At 42.9% G+C, this 23,317-nt stretch carries 22 protein-coding genes and 1 pseudogene; 7 read left to right on the top strand and 16 right to left on the bottom strand.

Going from position 1 to position 23,317, the window contains the following annotated elements; genetic code table 11:
* Nucleotides 1-110: 110 nt before the first annotated feature.
* The 6 genes from H6F92_RS20850 to H6F92_RS20825 all read right to left on the bottom strand — a co-directional run bounded on the left by H6F92_RS20850 (nt 111) and on the right by H6F92_RS20825 (nt 4,891).
* Nucleotides 111-341 carry a DUF4351 domain-containing protein gene (locus H6F92_RS20850; protein WP_190359332.1) on the bottom strand — a complete coding sequence of 77 codons (231 nt, stop codon included), beginning with the start codon at nt 339-341 and terminating at the stop codon, nt 111-113.
* A 172-nt stretch (nt 342-513) separates the two neighbouring features.
* The gene (locus tag H6F92_RS20845) at nt 514-765 is read right to left on the bottom strand and encodes a hypothetical protein (protein WP_242030216.1); all 252 of its coding nucleotides are present in this window, start codon (nt 763-765) and stop codon (nt 514-516) included.
* Nucleotides 766-836: 71 nt separating this feature from the next.
* Complete coding sequence (locus tag H6F92_RS20840) at nt 837-2,633, bottom strand: alginate export family protein (protein ID WP_265795858.1); 1,797 nt, start codon at nt 2,631-2,633, stop codon at nt 837-839.
* A gap of 101 nt (nt 2,634-2,734) precedes the next feature.
* Nucleotides 2,735-3,532, bottom strand: a complete 798-nt coding sequence (locus tag H6F92_RS20835) for an SDR family oxidoreductase (protein WP_190359331.1) — start codon at nt 3,530-3,532, stop codon at nt 2,735-2,737.
* A 51-nt stretch (nt 3,533-3,583) separates the two neighbouring features.
* Nucleotides 3,584-4,351 (bottom strand): 7-alpha-hydroxysteroid dehydrogenase, encoded by a 768-nt coding sequence (gene hdhA / locus H6F92_RS20830; RefSeq protein WP_190359330.1) that lies wholly within the window; start codon nt 4,349-4,351, stop codon nt 3,584-3,586.
* A gap of 45 nt (nt 4,352-4,396) precedes the next feature.
* The gene (locus H6F92_RS20825) at nt 4,397-4,891 is read right to left on the bottom strand and encodes a permease (RefSeq protein ID WP_190359329.1); all 495 of its coding nucleotides are present in this window, start codon (nt 4,889-4,891) and stop codon (nt 4,397-4,399) included.
* A gap of 413 nt (nt 4,892-5,304) precedes the next feature.
* Here H6F92_RS20825 and H6F92_RS20820 point away from each other — a divergent pair, with 413 nt between their 5' ends.
* Nucleotides 5,305-5,562, top strand: a complete 258-nt coding sequence (locus H6F92_RS20820) for a hypothetical protein (RefSeq protein ID WP_199308277.1) — start codon at nt 5,305-5,307, stop codon at nt 5,560-5,562.
* Nucleotides 5,563-6,200: 638 nt separating this feature from the next.
* Here the strand turns inward: H6F92_RS20820 and H6F92_RS20815 are convergent.
* Entirely contained in the window at nt 6,201-8,303 is a 2,103-nt protein-coding gene (locus H6F92_RS20815; protein WP_190359328.1) for a PD-(D/E)XK nuclease family protein, read from the bottom strand.
* 78 nt (nt 8,304-8,381) lie between these two features.
* Between H6F92_RS20815 and H6F92_RS20810 the strand changes: the two genes are divergently transcribed.
* Nucleotides 8,382-9,719 carry a proton extrusion protein PcxA gene (locus H6F92_RS20810; protein ID WP_190359327.1) on the top strand — a complete coding sequence of 446 codons (1,338 nt, stop codon included), beginning with the start codon at nt 8,382-8,384 and terminating at the stop codon, nt 9,717-9,719.
* 35 nt (nt 9,720-9,754) lie between these two features.
* Here the strand turns inward: H6F92_RS20810 and H6F92_RS20805 are convergent, their stop codons facing one another.
* Together H6F92_RS20805 and H6F92_RS20800 are read right to left on the bottom strand one after the other, a co-directional pair.
* Nucleotides 9,755-10,573 (bottom strand): Rpn family recombination-promoting nuclease/putative transposase, encoded by an 819-nt coding sequence (locus H6F92_RS20805; protein ID WP_190359326.1) that lies wholly within the window; start codon nt 10,571-10,573, stop codon nt 9,755-9,757.
* Nucleotides 10,574-10,609: 36 nt separating this feature from the next.
* Entirely contained in the window at nt 10,610-11,917 is a 1,308-nt protein-coding gene (locus H6F92_RS20800; protein WP_110578839.1) for a hemolysin family protein, read from the bottom strand.
* 421 nt (nt 11,918-12,338) lie between these two features.
* Here H6F92_RS20800 and H6F92_RS20795 point away from each other — a divergent pair, with 421 nt between their 5' ends.
* Nucleotides 12,339-13,823 carry a polysaccharide deacetylase family protein gene (locus tag H6F92_RS20795; protein WP_190359325.1) on the top strand — a complete coding sequence of 495 codons (1,485 nt, stop codon included), beginning with the start codon at nt 12,339-12,341 and terminating at the stop codon, nt 13,821-13,823.
* 187 nt (nt 13,824-14,010) lie between these two features.
* Here the strand turns inward: H6F92_RS20795 and aat are convergent, their stop codons facing one another.
* Nucleotides 14,011-14,592, bottom strand: coding sequence for a leucyl/phenylalanyl-tRNA--protein transferase (gene aat, locus H6F92_RS20790; protein ID WP_190359334.1), 582 nt, complete (start codon nt 14,590-14,592; stop codon nt 14,011-14,013).
* Between the two features lie 34 nt (nt 14,593-14,626).
* Between aat and H6F92_RS20785 the strand changes: the two genes are divergently transcribed.
* Nucleotides 14,627-14,968 carry a hypothetical protein gene (locus H6F92_RS20785; protein ID WP_190359324.1) on the top strand — a complete coding sequence of 114 codons (342 nt, stop codon included), beginning with the start codon at nt 14,627-14,629 and terminating at the stop codon, nt 14,966-14,968.
* 22 nt (nt 14,969-14,990) lie between these two features.
* On the opposite strand, the gene H6F92_RS20780 is transcribed toward H6F92_RS20785, so the two are convergent.
* The 6 genes and pseudogenes from H6F92_RS20780 to H6F92_RS20755 all read right to left on the bottom strand — a co-directional run bounded on the left by H6F92_RS20780 (nt 14,991) and on the right by H6F92_RS20755 (nt 20,965).
* Nucleotides 14,991-15,773, bottom strand: coding sequence for a hypothetical protein (locus tag H6F92_RS20780; RefSeq protein ID WP_190359333.1), 783 nt, complete (start codon nt 15,771-15,773; stop codon nt 14,991-14,993).
* Nucleotides 15,774-16,175: 402 nt separating this feature from the next.
* Nucleotides 16,176-16,394: a type II toxin-antitoxin system HicB family antitoxin gene (locus tag H6F92_RS20775; protein ID WP_190359323.1), complete on the bottom strand. Its 219-nt coding sequence runs from the start codon at nt 16,392-16,394 to the stop codon at nt 16,176-16,178.
* 353 nt (nt 16,395-16,747) lie between these two features.
* Nucleotides 16,748-16,960 carry a hypothetical protein gene (locus H6F92_RS20770; RefSeq protein WP_002780190.1) on the bottom strand — a complete coding sequence of 71 codons (213 nt, stop codon included), beginning with the start codon at nt 16,958-16,960 and terminating at the stop codon, nt 16,748-16,750.
* A gap of 36 nt (nt 16,961-16,996) precedes the next feature.
* A pseudogene (locus H6F92_RS20765) lies at nt 16,997-18,256 on the bottom strand (tetratricopeptide repeat protein).
* 248 nt (nt 18,257-18,504) lie between these two features.
* The gene (locus H6F92_RS20760; protein WP_190359322.1) at nt 18,505-19,821 is read right to left on the bottom strand and encodes a P-loop NTPase fold protein; all 1,317 of its coding nucleotides are present in this window, start codon (nt 19,819-19,821) and stop codon (nt 18,505-18,507) included.
* A 148-nt stretch (nt 19,822-19,969) separates the two neighbouring features.
* Nucleotides 19,970-20,965, bottom strand: coding sequence for a hypothetical protein (locus H6F92_RS20755; RefSeq protein WP_190359321.1), 996 nt, complete (start codon nt 20,963-20,965; stop codon nt 19,970-19,972).
* 149 nt (nt 20,966-21,114) lie between these two features.
* Between H6F92_RS20755 and H6F92_RS20750 the strand changes: the two genes are divergently transcribed.
* The 3 genes from H6F92_RS20750 to H6F92_RS20740 all read left to right on the top strand — a co-directional run.
* Nucleotides 21,115-21,405: a YiaA/YiaB family inner membrane protein gene (locus H6F92_RS20750; protein WP_190359320.1), complete on the top strand. Its 291-nt coding sequence runs from the start codon at nt 21,115-21,117 to the stop codon at nt 21,403-21,405.
* 70 nt (nt 21,406-21,475) lie between these two features.
* The gene (locus H6F92_RS20745; RefSeq protein WP_190359319.1) at nt 21,476-22,129 is read left to right on the top strand and encodes a Coq4 family protein; all 654 of its coding nucleotides are present in this window, start codon (nt 21,476-21,478) and stop codon (nt 22,127-22,129) included.
* Nucleotides 22,130-22,586: 457 nt separating this feature from the next.
* Nucleotides 22,587-23,317, top strand: a 731-nt coding sequence (locus tag H6F92_RS20740; protein WP_190359318.1) for an ISL3 family transposase, incomplete at its 3' end; no start/stop codon positions are given.

Genomic DNA, 23,317 nt, shown 5'->3' with positions numbered 1-23,317 from the left:
ATCAATTTCTTGAATTTCTGAGGTGACTTCTTTGCTGACAACTACTGTACCGTAGGGAGAAAGAAGGGTTTCTAAGAAGTCTTTGCTAAATTTATCCCAAATAAAGCGCGTCACGGATGCAACCAGTTGTCTAAATCTGTCAAAGTGTCAAAGTCTAATAAAGCGAGTCCTAAGTCTTCTAAGCACTCCACAGGAAGGTTACGGATGATTTCTTCTAGATTCTGGGGTATTTCACCGAAACGTCGTTGAAGTTGACGGAGGACTAACTTTGCTTCTCCTCTTTGTTCACCTTGCTGAACCGCTTGTTCTCTATCCTGTTGGTAAAGTGGAGCTAAACGCATAATAAACTCCCTATCCTCCTGTGTTTTTTTCGATAACGCTTCTAACTGGAGTTTAGACTAATACCATTTTTCAAAAGTAATGGCAGAGGGTGAGGGCTACAAATAAAGAAAAATGGATAAGTAATGGTTGATATTCTACCACCTTTTTTCTCTACCTCGGCAGTTACTAAACTCAGAAAAACATAAACAGGGACACTTGTAGAGTAACCCAAGGGCTAGTATTGTTGTCCGCGGCGAGACGAATAGCAGTGCCTGGAAACGCCACGGAACCAACCCCCTGAAGCAAGAAATTTTGAGACAGATAATATCGCCCGATTAACAGTAATTCATGACCAAGATCATAGGATTTCAGCGTCTGGAGGGCGGGATTACCCCCTAAGTTATTCAAAGTGTCGGCAAACCGGTAGTAGTGGGACTTAGGCATTTTCGGGCAGCAAAAAAGGCTCAAACCATTACGGGACAAAGGGTTAACCTCGATTTATGATTTTCCTTGATCTATCTGGGTTTCAGCGATTTTGGGCTTCTCGAAGTAAATCCCAAGCAGGGATTGGGGTTGAGGCTTTTCTCGATTTGTTTTTTGTCTAAGTCCCAGTAGTAATCTAGGGATAACTCAAAGTTACTGGTAGGCATCACCGTAAAATTGACTCGATGAGAAAAACTATTAGAGTTGTTATAAACCTTGCCGAGACTAATTCCCTGTAACCAGTCAGTTAAACCACTCGCTTGCAAGGGATCAAAACGTTCGTATGTAGCAGTTTTGGGGTTATCGCCACTAAAACCGGCAAAGCGGTAGCTAAAGCTAGGCTGCCAGCGCACATTTTGAACACTGTAGCCTAACCAAAGATAACCCCCCTGAGCCGACATACTATACCGGTCATTAAATTGGTAGGCATATTCCCCTTGAAACCACAGTCCGGGTACCCCAAACAATGGCGATAACTGCAATCGGGGATTAATCACCTGTAACCCTTGACGGGTTAGCCGTTCACCATCGGGCAGCAAATAAGTCCGGGATGATTGAGGGACACCCACATAGGTTAAAACGGCCTCAACCCCTTGATTATTGTTATACTGGGCGCTAATTCCCAAATATTGTGTATTGCTATCAGCCACTGATAGCTCATCTGGCTCCAGAAAGAACCCCTGTAAACGAAAATCCCCCCAGCGCAAATCAGACAGCACTGTCATCTCGTAGGCAGTGCGGGGGTTAGAATAGCTCGCCGCTCGATCTAGAGCATTAGCCGAACCGCTAAACTGAGAAAACAAAAAGCCTTGATTGAGTTGGAAAATTTGCCGCCCTGCCGATAGGTTAAAAACGAGAGGATTTCCCGTTTTAGCCACCAGAAAACCGCCGTAGAGCCTTTCAATATCACCGTAGAACCTTGAGTCTGTACGGAAAATGTCCGGTTGAACTGTCCCAGATACCGTATAGGAAGCGGCACCATAGATATACACAGGAGAATTCCCCAGACCGGTAATACCTGCTAAACCAGGCTCTAGATAAAATTCTCCCCAAGTAATTGTTCCCTTCGGTTGGTAGGAACTGGGGGCAAAATTTTCTGGGTTGCCAAACCAGGGATTAGTATCACTAAAGACTCCCACACCCCCATTGAGGATCAATTTAACTAAACTGCGATCGCTCTCGTAGAGGGTAGGAAAATCCCGTAACTTGCCACTGATTACCATACCCCTTGGCGGTTTAGGGACGGGGACTTGGGAGACCTCTTGTGGTTTCAAATTGACCAGCAGCGCCACAATGACCACACCGGGCAGATTTGACTGGTAGAGACGATACTCGGCACTCTCGACAAAGGGCAAGCGCTGCACCTGATTCAGTCCCTGATCCGCCAAAAGGGGACTAAAGTTTCCCCCGGCCCGAATGCCAAAACTATTCGCCAGTTGCCGTCTGCTCTCTTCATCTTGCTTCGGGTCGTTGCTGGGGTTGCGAACGTAGATAAACACCCGTTCAACGGGAAACCCTTCGCCAAAACCGGGGGGAATCCTTAACCTGGCATTGGGATCTTTTGGCGGCGACACTGTAGATTCAGGGGATGGTAACTCTACCGGTTCCATTGGCGATACATCATCCCGGCTCACTTGTGTCATCGGGAGATTAGCTCCAGGCTGCTGCTGCTTAAATTGTGCAACCGAGTTCGGGGGAAGGTGGAGGACTGGCCCGAGACTAGCCGCATTTTCTAAGGGGTTGGTTGTCGAGGTGGACTCCTCAGCGATCGCCGTTTCGGTCAAGAGCTGCCCTTGACCGGCAGAGGCAAGATTAAACAATGCTAACACTGAAAAAGAAGTTACTAGCCTGATAGCCCGACGATATCCAAAAGCAGCAAAAACCATAACGACAAATCGCAGAGAAAGGTCAAGGAGGGGCAAGAGAGCCGTTATTCGGGTTTGAGACGGACGCGTTTGCCACCACCGGAGACTTGTAAAGTTTGACCGCTCACCCAAGAGCCAGCCGGTGAAGCTAACCAGAGGAAAGCGTTAGCAATATCTTGGGGTTTACCGGCGCGTCCGGTCAGGTTGTCGGGATGAGCTAGAGCATATTGGGCTTTTTCATCCAAACCAGCAGCGGCATAACCCTCGGTGATGACGGTCCCAATCAGCACGGTATTGACGCGGACCTGTTTAGCAAAATAGTGAGCCAGACCTAGCATCAGATGGTTAAGGGCGGCTTTAGCGGCGGAATAGGCAATAAAGTCAAAAGCTGGCAAAACTCCCACCAGCGAACCGGAGTTAGTAATCGTGGCGTTTTCCGCTTTCAGCAAATAGGGACGACAAGCGGAAGTCATCCGCGTCGCCGCTAAGGTATTGAGTTTATAGCTTTCGATCATTTCCTCCATGGGAACCTCTAGGGGGTCGTCGTAAGCTTTACCCCAACCGACGCCACTAACAAGGGTAGAAATGCCGCCAAAAGCTGCCACCGTTTTGGCCACACATTGTTGAATATCTTCCTCAACAGTGACGTTGCAGCCGATCCCTAGAACTTGATTCCCTGTGACAGCTTGAATAGCCTCGGCTGTTGCTTGGGCCTTCTCTCCATCCAGGTCGGCAATCATGACCTTGGCTCCCGCGCCGGAAAAGGTTTTCGCAATGGCTTCCCCAATATTTTGGGCCTCGCCGGTGACAATGGCCACATGACCATCCATGCGAAAATCAGCAAAAGCATCAAAATTGCTCATATTCTCTCCTTTTTGTCGCTAAATACGGTTAAATGAATCGATAATAGACTGTTAGTCCAATTCCTGAACACCGCCGCCGCTAACGGTGAGGATCTGCCCACTCACCCAACTGGCCGCCGGTGAACAGAGGAAAAGGGCAGAGTAGGCAATATCACTGGGTTCCCCTAAGCGGGCGAGGGGGGTATGCTTGAGCATCACTTTTTCAATATCCGGAGTCAGCACCTTCGCCAAGGCATCGGTTTTGATCGCACCAGGTGCGATCGCATTTACCCGAATTCCTTTCGGTCCGAGATCAAAAGCAATATTGCGGGTGAGGTGGCTAACGGCGGCCTTAGAGGAGCTATAAGAGGCCATATTGATATTCTTGTTCTCTGCCGACATCGAGGAGATATTTAAAATTGCTCCTCCCCCCGCCGCTTCCATATAAGGGACACATAATTGACAGAGATGAAACGCCGAAAATACATTGATTTTATAGGCCCAGATGAAAGTATCCATGGGCATATCAAAGGGTTTCGGCCCACCACCGCCGGCATTGTTTACCAGCAGGGTGATTTTGCTAAAAGCATCCAGGGTGGACTTGACCAAGTTTTCTAGGGCCTGTTCATTAGTAACATCACAGGCAACTGCGATCGCTCTGCCGCCCTTTTCCTTAATGCCATCAGCAACAATAGCGGCGGTGTCTTCCTTGAGGTCACTGACGACCACCGCTGCCCCTGCTTGGGCAAATAATTCGGCAATGCCCCGGCCAATGCCCGCACCGGCCCCAGTTACAATCGCTACTTGCCCATCGAGCTTAAATGCGTCCAAAACGGTCATAAAATCTCCATAATATTCAATGATACTCGGTTATACCTCAAAAATCTACTCAGGCCGCCCGATGGCTTTCATCACCGCCGCATTAATAAACCAAGAGGCTATCCCGGCGATAATCCCTAAGATAATTGCGCCGATAACAGGTGTTACCAGAATCGTCCCCACAAACTTTTGCAAGAATAGAGCAGCCAAGGCCACTGTACCAAAGACAAACAGAGCATAAAACAGGACCGTCCTGACTCCAAAAAAGAAAAAAGGACGCTCTAAAAGTTCTGGGGATGCGACGTGGAAATCTTTGGCTTTTTGGCGGAAAGTAAAAAAGGCGATTGTCCCTAAGATGATAGATACCGTAAAAGCGGTCATCACTCCCGTCGAGAAAACCGTTTTCTCATGCCCTGATATGGTATCCACAGTAAGCGGTAGAGTATCTTTTCCTCGAAACATAAACCAGCCAATCACACCATTGATGACAGCGTTGGTGACACCACTGCTCAGGGCATTCTTTTGAATGAAATCATTGGCTTGTTCTGAAGTTGGAACCACACAGCCACCCTTTGAGAGCCGATCTTGACTTTCCAGGCGAGTTATACCATCAAAAGGTGAAAATTTTCGGCAGCGAGGGGCTGATCTTGCCTGGATCCGCTCAAAATACCTCTCTACGGTGTATGGCACGCCAATTTCCAGATGGTGTTCTCTACACAATTGAGCAAGACCACATTCCAAATTGGCTCTCTTGGGTTTGGTGGGTAAAATGTATTCTAAGATACAGTCCCCCCGGCGAGCGAGTGGAACGAACCACAAAGACACAAAGGACACAAAGATTGATCGCTCTTATACAAGTTAAACTTATCACACACCTAACCTGGGTACTGGAAAAGTCGCAAGTAGTTGAAACTGCCAGTCGCCTAACTTCACCGTTAGGCAGCAAAAATCTACCCATATAGAAGCAGGTAAAAATGAATTTTACAGAAGCGAAACACGAGTTTGACAATCAATACGGAACGGCAACAGAATACTACAAGGGGCAATTCTTTTATTCCATTGTGCAGTCAGGACTTTTTGCCAAAGACTATATCGGGAGAGAAGTTCAATTCCCGAAAGGCCACAAATCTTCGGCACCGCTTAAACTTGACGGAGCAATTTTTGGTGACAAAGAAAGAAATTTCCAAACTCTTGCGGATGAACAATTGCAAGAATTTATCCAAGGTAGGTAATAGGACAAAGTTAACTTCACCGAATCCTGCTGGATAATTCCCTCAACATAAAAAACGAAAACTACATTAGACCTCTTGTAAAAATCAAAAATTGTTGTTAGGGTTAGGAGTCGGTAGTCAGTAGTGATAGGAAATCCGTTGAGTAGAGGCTACATATTAGCACAGGCACCCCCCTTGCCCCTAGGGCTGATTCATTCTCTAGTTTGATTCCTTGTTTGTCTGTCTTCAATCGCTTACGGGGCAAGCAAAGCAAGGCATTTTAAAAATTTTTCAGATATTTGTTCTGAGAAATTGACTGAAAACCTTGCCAGATAAGGATTTGATTGAATGACATTTGCGAGAATGAAACGACCCTACCCTTGCCCCCCCTTGCCACCCGATGTCGGGGGGGTAGGGGGGTTGGGGGAATAAATAATCAGTCTTTAATAACCAGATTTAGTATCCGTAGTCAGGAGAATTAAGAATGAATAATAATTAACTAAATGGTCTCTTGATAGATTTTAGGCCATTTAATTCTTATTTTTGCCGTTTTTGAACCATCAAAAATTAATTAGGCAAGAAGTCTATTAAAGTTTTAAGCGAAGTAGTATATCATTTTCCCTATCGTTTCTTTTTGCTAAAATCTCAATCCTGATCATTCAAGTAACACTATAATTATATTCTGTTGCTCCTTGTACTAAAGATAAAAGTTGTCCAGTTTGATCGGTTCCTGATACTCCTAAATCACTGTGACAGAGGATAACTTTTTCGCTTACCCTTGCTAATAAATCCCTTAAAATTCTCTGTAAACGTGCCTGATTTTCCTCTAATTCTGCTGCTGTTGTCCAGCGTTGATAGGGACTTTTTTGCCAAAAAATCGGCGCGGCAAAAAGAGTCGCAGAACCTCCTTGTTCCCAGAGTGGGGAGGAACAATCTAGCCAAAAATGCCAACGATGACTAGAACGAAAAGAACGGTATTGAAAGATATTGCCTAGGGTAACTGCCGGGGAAGATTTAATAAATTGTCGCACAGGATAGGGATTAGCAGTAATTGTACCACGGCGCAAAAGTTGGATAAACTGACTAATAGTTTCGCTGGCACTTTGAAAAGAGGGTTCACTCTCGCGCAAACGGCGATCAATCTCCCAAAAATGTTGGGCAGTTTCCATTAATTCTCGCAAAGCTGCCAAGTGATCGAAGGGCAAATTTTCCCCATCGTTTAATAATTGTTCGATCGCTTGATTTAAGACAAAAATCGGGAAAAGTTTGGCTTCTTGCTGCCGTTTTTTCATCCCTTCGATCCAGTGACAAATTCTTTCGTAGGCAGTACAAGCTTTTTGTCCTAAGCGATCCCAACGGGGAAAAGTTTCGATCGCTAATAAACGAGGATTTTCCAGATCCAGTTGATAACAATGATCGGCAATTAATCCAGCGCGAACCGGATCGATATCGGGAATTAAATTCTCTTCTTCATCCCAGCGATAACGGCTAAAAATCACCAGCATTTCCGCTATGGCCTCTTGGGGGGCTAAACGCCCCAAATTTTCATAAACAAGGGCGAGAAGGGTCAATAATGCCCGAATCAGAGGACAACTGATCAGGGGTCGTTGTTCGTTGAGGGGTTGAACGGGTATCCCGGCACCGGTTAAAATTTCCATCAGGCTATAACGGGCGATTTCGTCTAAACCGGGGGCAATAACGGCGATTTCTTCGGGTTTTACTGCTCCTTGCTTGACTGCTTGAATAATAGCTGTGGCTGTCTTCCGTAACAATTCAGCGCGAGAGGTGGTTTGCAGGGAGATGAATTGATCGGGAAGATTGCCAAGATAGTTACCGTCGCTGATTAAGGAGAGAACCGTCTCGCTAAACTGAGCAGCTAACCCGTCGGTGGTAGATAATGGCATAATTTGACAGCGTGCCGCTAATTTTTGTAGATAATCGGGATCGGCAGTTAATCCTAAGCGAATTTTTCCCTGGGGATTGTAGGTAAAAACGCTAAAACAATCATGATCGAGGAAAAAACTGAGTAAATCCTTGGCAATAGCCGGATAATCGTCCACATCGTCCGCAAAAACCCCCCGGAAGCGTTTTAATAGTTGCTGTTGATAACGACTATCAGGGAATAAATAGCGCCAATAGAGTTCGTAGATGATACCATAACTTAATAAACCACGTTCTAGAGACCAATCACGCCATTGAATGATTAATTCTCCCACTTTTTCTGGTGTTTCCTGCTCATTAATCGCTAAAACTCGTTTTAGATCTGTTTCTGATAATCCGTCGGCTAATCTTTCGGGTATCTTTTCTGCGGGAACACCACTAGCGCCGGCTAATTGTAACAAATCGAGAACTTGACGGACGAAACGATATTCATTTATGCTAGTAAGCTGGAAGAATTCAGCGATTGCTGGTTGCCAGAGACGGGTGGCGAGTTCCTGCTCCGTTTCTGGGCGTAATCGGCGGGGAAATTGCGCTTTTAGCCCTAAAGACTCGAAAATTAACGGCCAAAACAGGATGACTTCATCGGTGAGAAAACCTAAAGGGGTTTTGCAGAGAATCGGATAGCTACCCTTAACAGCAAGGGCTAATTGATCGGCTAATTCTCGTTTATTATCATCGTTGGCAGCGAAAACTAAGATCGATCGAGGAAGGGGGGATGATTTTGAGCGATTGCGAGACAGCCAGCGCCGAAATTCCCCGACTAAAGCGGTGGTTTTGCCCGATCGCGTGCCACCTTCGATCCAAATTGGTATGATTGACATCGTTTTTTCTCGATTGTATTTGTTAAGATAACTGATCGGTACTCTAGCTTTTCTCCCTTGTGGAAGTAATTGTTTCCTATGAATCTTAATCGGATTTTGCAAGGTGTTAATCAATGGTTATTACAAACTCCTGAACGTTCTTTAGATGAGGCCTATCATGCAGCTTTGAAGATTAAGGAGATAGAAGATAAGCATTTTCAAGGGCGAAAAGTGGCAGCGGAGTTGTCAAATTATGGCAGCAGCACTAATTCCTATTTTATCGCAGAAGTTAAAGGTTATCTGCAAAAAATTAAAGTCAGATTGACGGAGTTTAAAGCTAGTCGCTCGATCGTTAATACCTTCGGTCCGAATCAACCGACAATTAATAATGGGGTGATTACTGTCACCACAGATGTTTGTCTGAAAAAACTTCAGTTTATCGATAGTATTATCGGAAAATATCAAGGTAATTATTGGCAAGAAGAGCTTGAAGATGTCCCCAAAAGTCTCCAGAACAGAAATGTTGACCGGGAAACAGCGAAAATAAAGACTTCTCGAAATCGCTCTTTTTTAGCAGCAGGTAGTATTGAAGAGGAGGAAATAATCAAAAATAATAAATCGCAAAAAGCCACGGAAAAACCAGGAGTTTTACCCCGTTCTTTTGTCAATACTTTTAACCGCATTAAACAGGAAATTGATCCCCAAGCGGGGGAATCGGAGGAGGCAGTTTTAAAAAGATTTCGCAATTCTCGTTATAAAACAGCCATTTCTCTCAAGTTTATTTTACTGTTAATTATTGTTCCTTTATTGACCCAGCAATTAACCAAAACTTTCCTGATTACCCCCTTGGTTAATAAATATTTCCAACAACAGGAACAGTTTATTTTTATCAATCAGGATTTAGAAGAAGAAGCTTTTTCGGAATTGAGAAGATTTGAGGAAGCTTTACATTTTCGAGGTATGATTGGTTTAGCACCCAAATTATCTAACGAAGAAATCGAGGGAGAAATTACCAAAAAAGCAGCGGTACTAAGTGAAGAATTTCGCCAGCGAGGTTTAAATGCGATCGCTAATATTTTCGCCGATATTTGTTCCCTGATTGCCTTTGGTTTTGTTGTCGCTTTTAGTCGTCGGGAAATCGAGATTGTCAAGTCTTTTCTGGATGGCATTCTCTATAATCTTAGCGATTCAGCTAAAGCTTTTTTAATTATTCTCTTTACCGATATGTTTGTCGGTTTCCACTCTCCCCACGGTTGGGAAGTGATCCTAGAAGGGTTAAGTCGTCATTTCGGTTTACCGGAAAATCGCGAGTTTAATTTTCTCTTTATCGCCACTTTTCCCGTTATCTTAGACACAGTATTAAAATATTGGATTTTCCGTTATCTCAATCGCATTTCTCCCTCGGCAGTGGCTACCTATCGCAATATGAATGAATAGGCTAAAATCAGGGAGAAACTTGATAATTTACCCTGCTAATTTGGGGGGGATAATTTGGCTGCCGTCTCTTGTACTTTGGTAAGTTCTAATTGCAAAGCAGTGGCAATCTGTTCTATACTTAAACCTAAAGCTAGTAAACCAGCGATCGCTTCAGTTTTAGCTGCTTCACGACCTTCTTCACGACCTTCTTCACGACCTTCTTCTTTAGCTTCTTGATAAAGTCGAGTCTGTCTGAGATCATCTAATCCGAACATAGCTTCTAACTCCGTGTGACTAAGATTAGTAAATTTATAGGCTAAGGTTCTTTCAATTAATTCTACAACTTTTTGCTGGAAAACTAGATCATCAATTTCAGCGATCGCTTTTTGTAAAAGTGGTTTTCCTCGTTGCTGTGCTAATTGGGGTGTAGCGACGATTAACTGAATAATTCCTAAACCCAGAGACGGCTCTGGACTATCGATTAATTCATCTAAATAAATACGTCTGATCTGTCCCGTTATCTCAAATCCCCGCAGTTGATAGGGAAAATTATTGTCGATATCCCTGGAGGCAAATAAAGCTACAGCCATCCAATCCTGAACGGGTTTATACTGATTGAGATAGATGACAATTTCTGTTAAAAATCGCCAATAAAAATCACTTTTATCCTGAAATTGCACTTCAACAAAGTAAATAATTAGTTCCGGTGCTGCTGTGGTCGGTAAAAAAATACCGTCAAAACGACGCGCTAATTCTTTGATTTCTCGGGAGGAGAATTGATAATTTTCAGCTTTCTGGGTTGATTCTCCCAGTAATTCAAAAATTAACCCCGGAAAAGTTTGCAATAGTTGATAAAAAATTGTATCGGTCTTCACAAGCTTGAAAAAATCTAGATATTTACTAACAATTACTTACAAATCATCCAACAAGAGCGTGACTAACACCTTATCGACGCGATTACCGTCCATATCCACCACTTCCAAGCGCAACCTTTGCCATTCAAAATGATCGGCAGCACCCGGAATCCTACCAAGATGGGTAATAATAAAACCCCCTAAAGTGTGATAATTGCCCTGTTTTTCCCCCGGTAATTCACTGATTTCAAATAATTCTTTAAAATCTTCGATCGCCACTGTGCCATCGATCAACCAAGAACCATCTTCCCGCTGCACAATCTGAGCATCTTCAATATTATCTAATTGGGGTAAATCGCCGACAATTGCCTCTAAAATATCCTGGCGCGTCACCAATCCTTGAATCACCCCGTACTCATCCACTACCAAGGCAATATGATGGCCACTTTGCTGCACCAATTCTAAAACCTTTAAACCCCTAGTGCTTTCCGGCACAAAAAGCGGCTGCTGTAAATCCTTCGTTAGGTCGAAACTTTCACCGGTTAAACAATCGGCCAATAAGTCTGTGACTTCGATTACCCCCAAAACCTCATCTAAACTGCCCTGACACACAGGAAAACGGGTATGATTGCTCTCAATTAGCTTCTGGCGGTTAATTTCGGCACTATCTTCCAAATCTAGCCAAACCACATCCGGACGCGTGGTCATAATCTGACTTACTCGGCGATCGCTCAATCCTAACACCCTTTCCACCATATCCTGTTCTGCTTCCTCAAAGGTTCCCGCTTCGGTTCCCTGTTTAAGCATAATTTTCAATTCTTCTTCTGTAATTGGGGAATCATTATTATTACCGCTAATCCCCAACAAACCGAGAATCAGATTAGTCGATTGACTCAAAAGATGAACAACGGGCGAAACAATTTTTGATAACCTATTCAGAGGATCAGCAACGAGGATAGCGATTTTTTCAGGATTACTTAAACCTAACCGTTTCGGCACTAATTCCCCCACCACTAGGGATAGATAGGTAATAATTAACACCACTAATCCTAATCCCAAAGCTTGACTATAGGGGGCTAAAACAGGAACTTGCGCCAATAATTGCGCTACACTGACCGATAAATTAGCTCCTCCGTAGGCCCCGGCAAAGATACCCACTAGGGTAATGCCAATCTGCACCGTCGATAAAATTTGATTGGGATCATTGGCCAATTTTAAGGCCACCGCCGCCCGTCGATCATCTCTGGCTAATTGTTCCAAACGGATTTTGCGGGCCGAGACAATGGCAATTTCCGAGAGAGCAAAGACTCCATTGAGGAGGATGAGGAAGAGAATAACAAGAATTTCGGTAGTCGCCGAGAACATGGTTAAAATTTACAGGTAAAAGGGCTGATGAGTAGGTAGGTGTTAAAAATTGTCAGATTCCCTCCCTTATCAAGGGGGGGATCAAGAGGGGATCCCCCCGCCTATCGGCACCCCCCTTATCAAGGGGGGCAGGGGGGATCAAAGGCAAAATCTATCTTCTATTTAATTAGAACCGCTTACTTAGTTGTTTGGATCATAGTGCGAGGATCGGTTAAGTTCAGTAAAGAATCATCTTGATTTTTAACGAGTTACGAAGGCTTGTGTCTGGAAGGGGGGTACTCTCAGTATAAATGGGATAGGATAAAGTTCGCGCTCTTAACTCAGTTAGCAGTGAACAGTCAAGAGTGACCTGTTGCCAGTAAAAAAAGTTGTCCCTGGGAGAGTGGGGACAAACTATCTCAATCTATTCGCCTGAAAAATTATGATCGCTACACCCGTATCATCGAAATCGAACGCTATCACGGAAATCCGCCCCGGACTACCGACTATTTGCGGTTGGGAACAGGAAATTGCGGCGATTGTCAATCACGATGATCCGATCTTTTTACCGACAACAAATCTCAAATTAGACAATATTAACGCTGGTTTTGCCTGTGCCTTGCATATGCACCAACCCACCATCCCCGCGGGTGTTAACGGGGAATTAATCTGCAATCTCCAGCATATGTTCGAGCATCAAGGGGATGGCGATAACCATAATGCCAGCGTTTTTGCCTGGTGTTACAGTCGCATGGGCGATTTTATCCCGGAATTGGTGGCGGAAGGCTGTAATCCCCGGATTATGCTCGATTATTCCGGCAATCTCCTCTGGGGTTTGGTACAGATGGGACGGCAGGATATCCTCGATAAACTCAAATTAATCACCTGTAACAGTCAATATCAACCCTATGTGGAATGGTTGGGGACAATGTGGAGTCATGCGGTGGCTCCTTCCACACCGATTCCCGATCTAAAATTACAGATGCAAGCATGGCAAACCTATTTTGCCTCGATTTTTGGCCCGGATGCTCTGAAACGAGTCAAAGGGTTCTCTCCCCCGGAAATGCACCTTCCTAACCATCCCGATACCCTCTACGAGTATATTAAAGCTCTGAAAGAATGCGGCTATCGTTGGTTATTGGTACAGGAACACTCGGTAGAAAATCTCGACGGTTCCGGATTGAGTCAGGAACAAAAATATATTCCTAATCGCCTGGTGGCGCGCAATTCTCGGGGTGAAGTGATTGCGATTACTGCTTTGATTAAAACCCAGGGTTCCGACACCAAATTAGTCGCCCAAATGCAACCCTACCACGAGGCCAAATGCCGCGGTAAACAGCAAATCGGCGGCGTTTGGGTTCCTTCCCTAGGTTCCCAGATTGCCGACGGTGAAAATGGTGGCGTGATGATGAATGAATTTCCTCGCGATTTTCCCAATCCTTGGCGGGAAATGCAGGGGGGTTCCAGTGTGGCAGGATTTAACGGTACGGAATATCTGGAGTTAATCGAGGCTGCTGGTGTTAATCCAGAAGATTATCCCCCAATTCAAGCCGTACACCAGCATAAAATCTGGCAGCGAGTTAATCCGGATGCCGCTACCCCTGAAGCAGTGGAACAGGCGATCGCTGAGTTAAAACAGACCGACCACCGTTTTAGTATGGATGGGGCCTCTTGGACAAATGATCTCAGTTGGGTGCGCGGTTACGAAAATGTCCTCGAACCGATGAACCAATTAAGCGCTCAATTCCACGAGAAATATGATCCTTTAGTACAGGCGGATCCTAGTTTTACCCGACGACCGGATTATCTGGAGGCACTGCTTTATAATTTGCTCGTGCAAACCAGTTGTTTCCGTTATTGGGGCCAGGGTACTTGGACCGATTATGCCCGCACTTTATACGAAAGAGGCGCGGCCTTAACCCGCTAAAATAGTAAGGTATCTAGGGCGCAGAATCTGCGCCCTAGTAGTACATAAATAGGGTTGGCCGAATAAATCTAAAAACTTTGTTGAATAAGACTTTTAGACTTTTTTGATTTCCAAAAAGTGCTGGTCATTGGAGTGATCGGGGGGAAAATTTAGGTACACCTGAAAATGGGTAAAACCCCACCCCTACTTAAACAAAACGGCAATGCTTGAGCAGAGCGCTTTCCAGTAGGGTATGATATTCTTTTTCGGAGATAGTATAGGACCCAAATCTAGCCAGATGGGGATTTTGCATTTGGGCATCAAATAGACAGAAATCCCGTTCTCTGAGATGTTCAACTAACTTGACCATGGCTACCTTAGAACCATCAGGAATTTTATAAAACATCGATTCCCCGATAAAAACCCCGCCAATTGCCAAACCTAAAATCCCTCCCGCTAATTGATCCCCTTGCCAAGTCTCGAAACTGTGGGCCCAGCCGGCTTGGTGTAATTGCTGATAGATTTGGATTAACTCCGGGGAAATCCAAGTCAGCGAGCGATCGGCACAACCGGCACAAACCCCAGCAAAATCGCGGTTAATAGCCACGCTAAAGCGATTTTGATTCAAAACTCGTTTTAGGGACTTGGGATAGCTAAAACGCCGATCAAGAGGGATAAGGGCGCGATTTTTACTAGAATACCAATCCAATCGCCCCCCCTCATCGGCCATGAGAAAGTAACCGCGTGCGTATCCTTGTATAATAGAGGCGATATCCACGACTCCCCCCAAGAATTCAGTCTCGTAGCCTGATAATTCTCTAATTATGCCTGACAATCCCGCACCAATTCCGCCTATTACTTTACCACCGCTCGAAAATCCCCAACAGGAACAAACTTGGCTGCGAACCGCTTTGCATCGTTGGTTAGATGCAGAATTTATTCCCGAAGCTATTAATGAAACTATCGCTGAACGCGCTAGTCAAATTTTTCTGCGTCAGCGTTTGGAAGGGGAAAACGATCTCGGTAGCTTGGTAATTGCGATCGTTACCGAGATGCAAGCTTTTGACTTTCGCGAAAGTTTTTATAGTGAATTTGCCATCGCTAACGCCGTCAGTGATTTAATTTTAGATAGTTTAGGGATCGATCGCTGTTGTGGGCAAAGTTAGACAGTTTTTCTCGGCTATGGGATTAAATTGCCAGGGAATGATCGAGCGTTGCTTGCCGACGTAAACAATTCCAGTAGGCTGCATAGAGATCCGTCTGTTGACCGCGCAGGGAAGCGATCGCAGGTGCGGCGGGAAAAGGCCAGAGACGATCAAAAACCACTTCTCGATGAGCCAGACGAAACTGTAGCAAGTAAACAGAAGCAGGAGCCTGTAAATTATCCAGTAATTGCGATGCCAGCCGATATAAAGACTTAAGACTCTCTCTTTCTAGACTAATCGGTTGACTGTAGGCGTTGGGGATCATGCCCTCCCCGATCACCTCACCGTATTCTAAACCCTTAGATGTCACCGTGATCGGCAACCAAAGATCCCCAAAAGAAGAATCTCCCTGACTGGTTTTATAGTGCAGGGTATGGGCAACCCAAGCGCGTCTTTCCTCGATATCCCGACAAGCTTGATAAACTTTTTTACCCGGAAAATTCACCCAATTGGGTAATTGAATTGTTAAGGGACACCAGATTAAATTATTTTGGCTGGTTTTACCCGACTCCATTTTCGACCACAAAGAAGCCGTCCCTGTCACCTCCACCGCCAAGGATTTAGGAACCGCGTTTTTTAAGGCAATCACCATCTTTTCGGTAACGGGCGATAGCCGAGACATCTGACCACTGGCTTGAGCTTCGGCATTAACGAGAATGATAACTTTGTCCATTTCTTCTTGTGATTTGGGTGAACTTGAACGAGCAGCGGTGAGGTTGGTTAAAAGTGAGAATTGACTGGGGTTTAATGCTTCTGTAGTCGCCATGGCAAAAGCTATTTCTCTGGATTTTAGCCGATTATACAAGAGCGCAACTATTTTTTACGGATTTTTTCAACCATCTTCGAGGCAGGATTTTGCTGCTCCCCCTCATAGAATACCCTAATTGACACTCCTATGGCACTAAGCGCTTCGGGATTCTTTGGTTCCGCCGAGTTTCCTCGCTCAAGGCAGCCGGTATGTACAATCGCCACTTGGGGAGCCACCAAGACCGCACTGGCTTGCCAGCGTAGGAGTTGTTATACTAAATCCGTTGAGTATAGGCTACATATCAGGATAGGCAAGAGGCAACCCCCCCTTGCCCCTCCTTGCCCCCCCGATGTCGGGGGGGTAGGGGGGGTGGGGGGTAGGGGAGAATAAATAATCAGTTTTTAATAACCAGATTTAGTATTAAATACTTAGATAAATTGATTCTAACAAGCATTCTTCTAGAGGAATCGGTTGGTTTTGTTGTTGATAGGCTAAAATCATTTCCAAGAGAGCATCTTTGAGCATTTCTCGACATTCTTCTAAGGTTGCTCCTTCGGTAATCACTTCTGGCCATTCTATCAGTTGTCCCATGTAACCAGAGGGAATTTTTGTATATTTAGCAGTATATTGATTGAGCATAGTTATCTCTTTTTTTATTTACTTAACTTAACCGATCATCTCGCCGAATCTTATCAAAATCTTTATCTGTTTTTGCCAGATACTGATATTTGACATCAAGACTGATGAACGATTTATTTTATTAGTGGTATTCCGAGATCTTTGCAGATTTTATTAGCGAGAATATCCCTAATTTCCGTATGTCTTGGAATCGCAGATCTTTTATTTAATTGGGGGTTAAACCACCAAGAATGGCTAGGACTTGCTGAAAAAGTACGGGCGAAGCATTCGGGCAATAACTTATCGCTGAAACCGTAGATTTCCTATCCGAATGCTTCGCCCCTACAGGACGTGATCGATAAACTGTTTGCGTTTCATACAACAATTTTCTCTTCTTGGTAGTTTCCCTTAGTAGCGGCAATTGCTTCCTGTTTATTCAATTCTAATGCTTCGCTAAGAGTAATTTTTAGGGTTTCTAATAACTGATCACGAGATGCTTCTTGACAGTTAACTCCCGGAATTTCTTCTATCCAACCAATCCACCAATCTCCGTCTGGCTGAATGATAGCTGTGTAGGTGTTAGTCATAGAATATCTCCTTAGCTAAAATACAAATATATATTATTATACTCGATTTAGGAAACTCTGAAACCGCTCATCTCCCCGAATCTGCTCAAAATCTTTATCTGTTTTCGCCATATCCTGATATTCGACATCAAGATTGATGGCGCGTTGTAAGTTTTCGATAGCTAATTCCACATTGTTTTGTAAGCCATAACAGCAAGCTTTATTGTATTAAGCATTAGCAGAATTTGAATTAATTTTAATAGCTTGATCGTAGGATGCGATCGCTTGTTCAAATCTGCCTAAATTACCTAACGCAATCCCTCGGTTGTACCAAGCTTCATGCAAATCGGGTTTAATTTCTAAAGCTCGATCGTAGGATGCGATCGCTTGTTCAAATCTGCCTAAATTCTTTAACGCAATCCCTCGGTTGTACCAAGCTTCATGCAAATCGGGTTTAATTTCTAAAGCTCGATCGAAGGATGCGATCTCTTCTGCAAATCTGCCTAATTTATGCAACGCAACCCCTCGGTTGTACCAAGCTTCATGCTTATCGGGTTTAATTTCTAAAGCTCGATCGAAGGATGCGATCGCTTGTTCGTATTCTTTTCCCATTGCATGAATTAGTCCTTTTTTATGCCACAATTCAGATGCTCGAACAGGATCGAGAGATGGGGAATCGCTTAAATAGGCCTTAATTTCGGCTAACTTTTCCTGTCGTTGTTGGGGAGTGAATTGCTGATAGGTATCGAGATCGCCGTCTAAATAAACCAGTCTTTCAATTTCTCTTTCCAATATGTCCTTATCCGTCGGAAATTCATAAACTCCCGAATACCAATCAAAAAAATCCGACGCACGACGAATAAAATACCGCAAGGCAAATTCCGGCAATAAGAATACTAAAGTAAAGGGAAATTGCCGCTCAAATCGCTCACGAGATAGGTTTAAATAGCCTAAAATCTTAGGAACTCCGGCCCAGGTTCCCCCATAAACCGGACTTTGACTCGACAAGAAATAGCCTTCACTTTCCGCTTCTTCGTAGCGCAGTAGTGCATTTTCTAAACCGCGCACGAAAAGAATGTTTAGATTGGTATAATTTGGTAGATCGACAATTTTCTCATACAAATTATCGGTTTCTGAATCAAGTTGCAGGACTTGAATATTTTTATTAGGTAAATCTTGACTGATTCCCCGAATAATCTCATCAGCTTGCACGGGAGAACAGCGAACAAAGAGTAAATTAAAGCCATTTTTTCGTTTCAGTGATCGCAGTAATGATTGATAGGATTCTGCTGCTGTTAGGGGTTGCTCTTCTAGCAATCCTTCAAAATCCGACTCCTGAAAGTTAGTTAAGGGTTTTACTTTTGGGTTTGTCATTATTATATAAGTAGTCATGCAAAATAAATTTCCCAGTGAAGATAGGCAAGAGGCAATAGGCAAGAGGCAAAAGCTTCATCGAAATATGTAATTAATTTTGCTTAGGTACTTATAGCTGTATTCAGATTTATGAGCTACACTGATTTTCTTACCTGTTCCCTGTTTCCCGCTCCCCATTCATCATTTATAATTCATAATTCATCATTAAACTCCTTAATTTTGGTAATTAAAGGATGCACATCATACCAACTTTTCAACTCTGCATCTGCATCAAAATAAGCATATTGTAAAATACAACGATTGAATAATAATTTACGATGAGCTTCATCATTTTGAATTTCGTTGGTACGATATACCTTAGCCAGAATTTTCCACTGCTCGTGTTCTACTGTTCTCTGATAGACATCTCTAGCTTGAGTTATTGCTCTTTGAGCAGCTTTTGCGGTAATAGGTAAAGCATCCACATGATCTAAAGCGGTTTGCATTAATAAAATTAGGTTTCGTACATGACCTCCAGTCATTAAACATAATCGCTCCAGAACTTCTTGACTTTCAAAAATATCTGTTTCTAGCTTTTTCGTCGGTAAAAATTGCTGCGTTCTTTTCTCAATAATAGCCTTAATTTTTGCCATACCATCGGGATTAATAGTACGATCAAGATTGCGGATCATAATCATCGGTAAAACCATCGGGTCATTATCATAAATATCGCGTAGATCATTGGCCCGATTAGAATAGGCCATTGAAATAGGTATAGTATAAATCAAATGACAATTTAACCCCTTTAATTGATTAGCTCGATCTAAAAAAATCTCATCATGATTAGTTTTATGATCTCGCCGATATATCGGTACAATGCGATCTAAGTTATCAACAATTACCACTAATTTTGTTGAATCATCTAAGACAGTTTTGCTATTATCAATAAACTCATTTAGTGCCGTTAACAGCGTAACAGTATGAGGATTGATTTTATTTCTTATTTCTTGTCTTTGACTAGGAATTGCCCGAATCGCCGCAGATAATTTACCAAAGTATTTAATCAAGTCTCCCGTTTCTAATTTGACATCTTCCACTTTAATCTCTGTTAAAGCTAAATCAATTAAATCCTGCCAACGGGATTTTATCCAGTTTTTCAATGGGGTTGAATTAGCCTGTTTTAGTTGTTCTAATAAATGGCGCGTACAGGCAATGAGAATATCTGTATATTGAGCATCTTCTGGATCGATATCGTCTTTATCTGCGGCAAAATAAACAACAAAACAATTTTTTTGCTCTAGATATTTTTTCAGCCGCAATAATTCCGTGGATTTCCCCCCTCCTCGATGGCCTGTGTAGAGTTGATGGGTGTAGTCTGTTGGCAGCGCACGAATAATTTTTCTGCCTAAATCTTGACAAACATCAGCATCCGCTCTCACTGCTTTTAGATCCACATAAAAGGGACTACCAGCAGGTAAAGGAACTGGTTTAAAGGCATTAGCAAGCCTAGCGATCAATTGTTCAGACATAGGCGACTATAGCTTAATTGATGTCATTATTATAACAATACTTGTTGACAAGATGTTATACCAAATCCGTTTTTAATATTACGACTAACTCTCGATCGAATTTCAAAAACCCAGTTATGGATTTTTTCCCCCTACTCCCCACACCCCATTAAAATTGAATTTCACTCATATCTAGGGATAAAAAGCGATCGAGTCCTAAATACATCCAATAAATAGAGTTTGGGGATTCCTGAATAGTTTTTTGAAATCCCAAGGCGGCGGCTAATTTCTCATAATCGGGATGAATAATCAAAGTATGTAAATCGCAGAGATTAGGAAAATCTAAGATCATTCTCTGGAGAGTTTTTTGGGCATCTTGCAGAAAAATTAAACGATATTTTTCTAAATAATTAGCATCGATCATCCAACTGCGAATAAATACCGAAAGACAATTTTCATCTCCCACAGATGCCATTTTAAAAGGATCCTGTTCATTGATCGCACTTAGATGTAAACTCTTGTTAGGAGAGGTAAAAAAATTCGCTTCCGACTCGTTTGCGGTGGGATAGAGCAGATAAAAACCGACGGGATTAAGATTATCTACCCGACGCAAAACTCGCATACCTGTAGTGTAATCTTTTGCCCAACCCCGCAACAGACGGGAAATGCGATGGGGAATTACCTCAGCATTGCGATTCATCCAGTTATAATTGCGTGTCAGCAAGTTAGCCACAGGAATCGCATCACAACGGGGATTAAATTGATCTAATTGCAATTCCACAGATGATTCTGAGTTATCAGGCTCTAAAATCCCCGCAATTGGCTTGATTTTAATTCTGGTGGTGTTGCCGTCAAAAATTTTTTCAATTAAACCAAGGGCTGCTAATTTATCTAACATCATACCGGCAGAGCGATCGCTGCCCTGGTCCTGATCCTGATAAAATAGATCGGATGCTTGTCGATGGGTACAGATAATGGCAGTGGTGGGAAAAATTAACTGGGATAAGGGGGGTTTTACCTGTCCTTCCTTGGCAATCGCATAAATCCAAAGACGCAGAAAACAAGTGGCACGCACCCGGGTTAATCCCACTCTCCCCACCAAGCGATCGATCATTTGTTCTTGTTTTTCCCAAGAATACCAAATTTTCAGATGTTTAATCTCCATCTTTTTGGTCCTAGATTCTAATAACGATTATACTTGATACTTCACCCCACTTCACCCCACTTCTCAACCCTCCCCCTACTAGATAGCGCTCATTGTTGTTGCACCTCTAGAACCGACAGAATGGGTGCAGAAACATTTAGGAGACGATTATGAACGATAAAAAATACGGTACTGCTCCCAGTCATACTCAAGCGTGGATTTTTCAAACTTGGTTATCTTTTATTGTCTCTATTTCCGCCACTTCTTTAGGGGTTGTTTATCTGCCGGTAGATCCGTGGATTAAAGGTTATTTAGGCATGGGTTTACTATTTAGCGTCGGTTCCACCATTAATTTATCAAAAACTGTCCGCGATGTCGAAGAATCTAAACGCTTAATTAATCGCATTGATGAAGCAAAGTTAGAAAGAATCTTGAGTCAGTACGATCCCTATAAGGAGTAGTTTTTACCTGTTATTGGTTATCGGTTTTTTCGATTATTCTCACCCTTTTTACTTGCTTAGGAGAGTTTATATGCTATTTACGACTAATCTAATCAGTGTGACCAAAGGAATAATTTCTCTTTTACAAAATCCCGGTAATACGATGTCTGTATATGATATTGAAGACGGCTTAAAAGAGAGTTGGTTACAGCGATTATCTTTGCAATATGTTAAAAGCGATCGAGCTACCGCCCAAATGATTGCCCAAAGATATCTAGCCGCTAGTCCCTGTTTAGAAACCTTGCTAAAACTCCCAGAAGATTCCCTAGGTTATCATTATGCTACTCACCTAATTAGTCTCAATTTTGATCCTAATTTTTATCGGTCTATTCAGGTAAATTCTGATACAGATTATCTGCTGCTTCGCTTACGGCAAACTCACGATATCTGGCATATAGTCACGGGTTTTGGTGTCGATGTCGTGGGAGAATTGCAACTGAAAGCTTTTGAATTAAGTCAAACTCGTCGCCCTCTAGCTATTGTCATAATTTTAGGGGGATTATTGGGAACTTTATTTTCTTCGCCACTTTCCTTACATTCTCTCTGGAAAGAGATTGTCACCGCCTATAATTTGGGCAAAAATACTCGACCTTTTTTAGCGCAAAAATGGGAACTAGCTTGGGAGAAACCCCTGCTAGTTTGGCGGCAAGAATTGGCGATTGTCCACTCGAACCTAGAAAATTAATTTTGCTGGACTACTTAAGTAAGTGGTTATAATTTGAAGATAGATTTTGTCTTTGATCCCCCCTGCCCCCCTTAATAAGGGGGATGCCGATCCCCCCTTAATCCCCCCTTGATAAGGGGGGAAATATGATAATTTTTAACACCTCCCTAGTTAGAATAATCGACTAACCCAAATAAATCGCGATTAATCGGACAAAATAGGGCAATTTGCCCATTCAGGGGCCAGAGGACAGAAAAATTGTCATACTAAATCCAGTTATTAAAAACTGATTATTTAGGCTCTTCGGTAATTGTTATGCAAATAATTAACTTAAAATAAAATTCGATGAGAGTACTTAGTCTCAAAAATAGCTTAGATTCATACAGGGAGAGACTTACGGCATAAACAGGTTAATACCAAAAGATAGACAATCGAGTTAAGATTTGATATAATAGCCAAAAACGAGATTATTTTACTTATGATACTTGACAAATTTTTGAACCTACAAGGAACCTGTATTCAAGGCTATCGACACCTAGAAAATATCGGTATAGTTTGCCGAATCGAATCGAAAAATAAAAAAGCCATCTGTCCTCGTTGTCGGTTAGAGAGCGATAAAATACACCAAAATCATCGACATTTAGTCAAAGATTTACCAATCTCAGTCCAACCAGTGTACCTACAAGTTAATCGTCGTCAATTTAAGGGCGATAATTGTCAGAAACCCTTGAGCGAAGAGTTAGATTTTGTCGCCAAGAAACGAACCTATACGAAAAGACTAGCCGCCAATATACTCGAACAATTAAAAGCAGGAGATGTTTTAAATGTTAGCCGAAGAAATGACGTAACGGAAGAAGAGATTCAAAGAATGATAGAGGACATAGCTGAAGAAATTACAGAGACAGACTTATCGAAATTAAAAAGACTAGGAATTGACGAAATCGCTCTAGTCAAAGGACAAAAAAATTACTGTGCAGTTTTAGTAAATTTAGATACGGGAAAACTAATAGCTATTCTAGAGAAGCGAACACAAGAAGAGTTGAGGGAAACGCTTACGGGGTGGGGAAAAGAGGTGTTAGAGCAAATTGAAGAAGTGAGCATAGACCTTTGGTTGCCCTATAAAAATTTGGTGAAAGAATTGATGCCATCGGCCGAGGTAGTCGCCGATAGATTCCATGTAATGAAACAAATTAATCAAGAGTTAGACGA

This window comes from Microcystis wesenbergii FACHB-1317 (assembly GCF_014696875.1).
GTDB lineage: Bacteria > Cyanobacteriota > Cyanobacteriia > Cyanobacteriales > Microcystaceae > Microcystis > Microcystis wesenbergii_A.
This window is presented reverse-complemented; position numbering and strand designations above follow the sequence as displayed.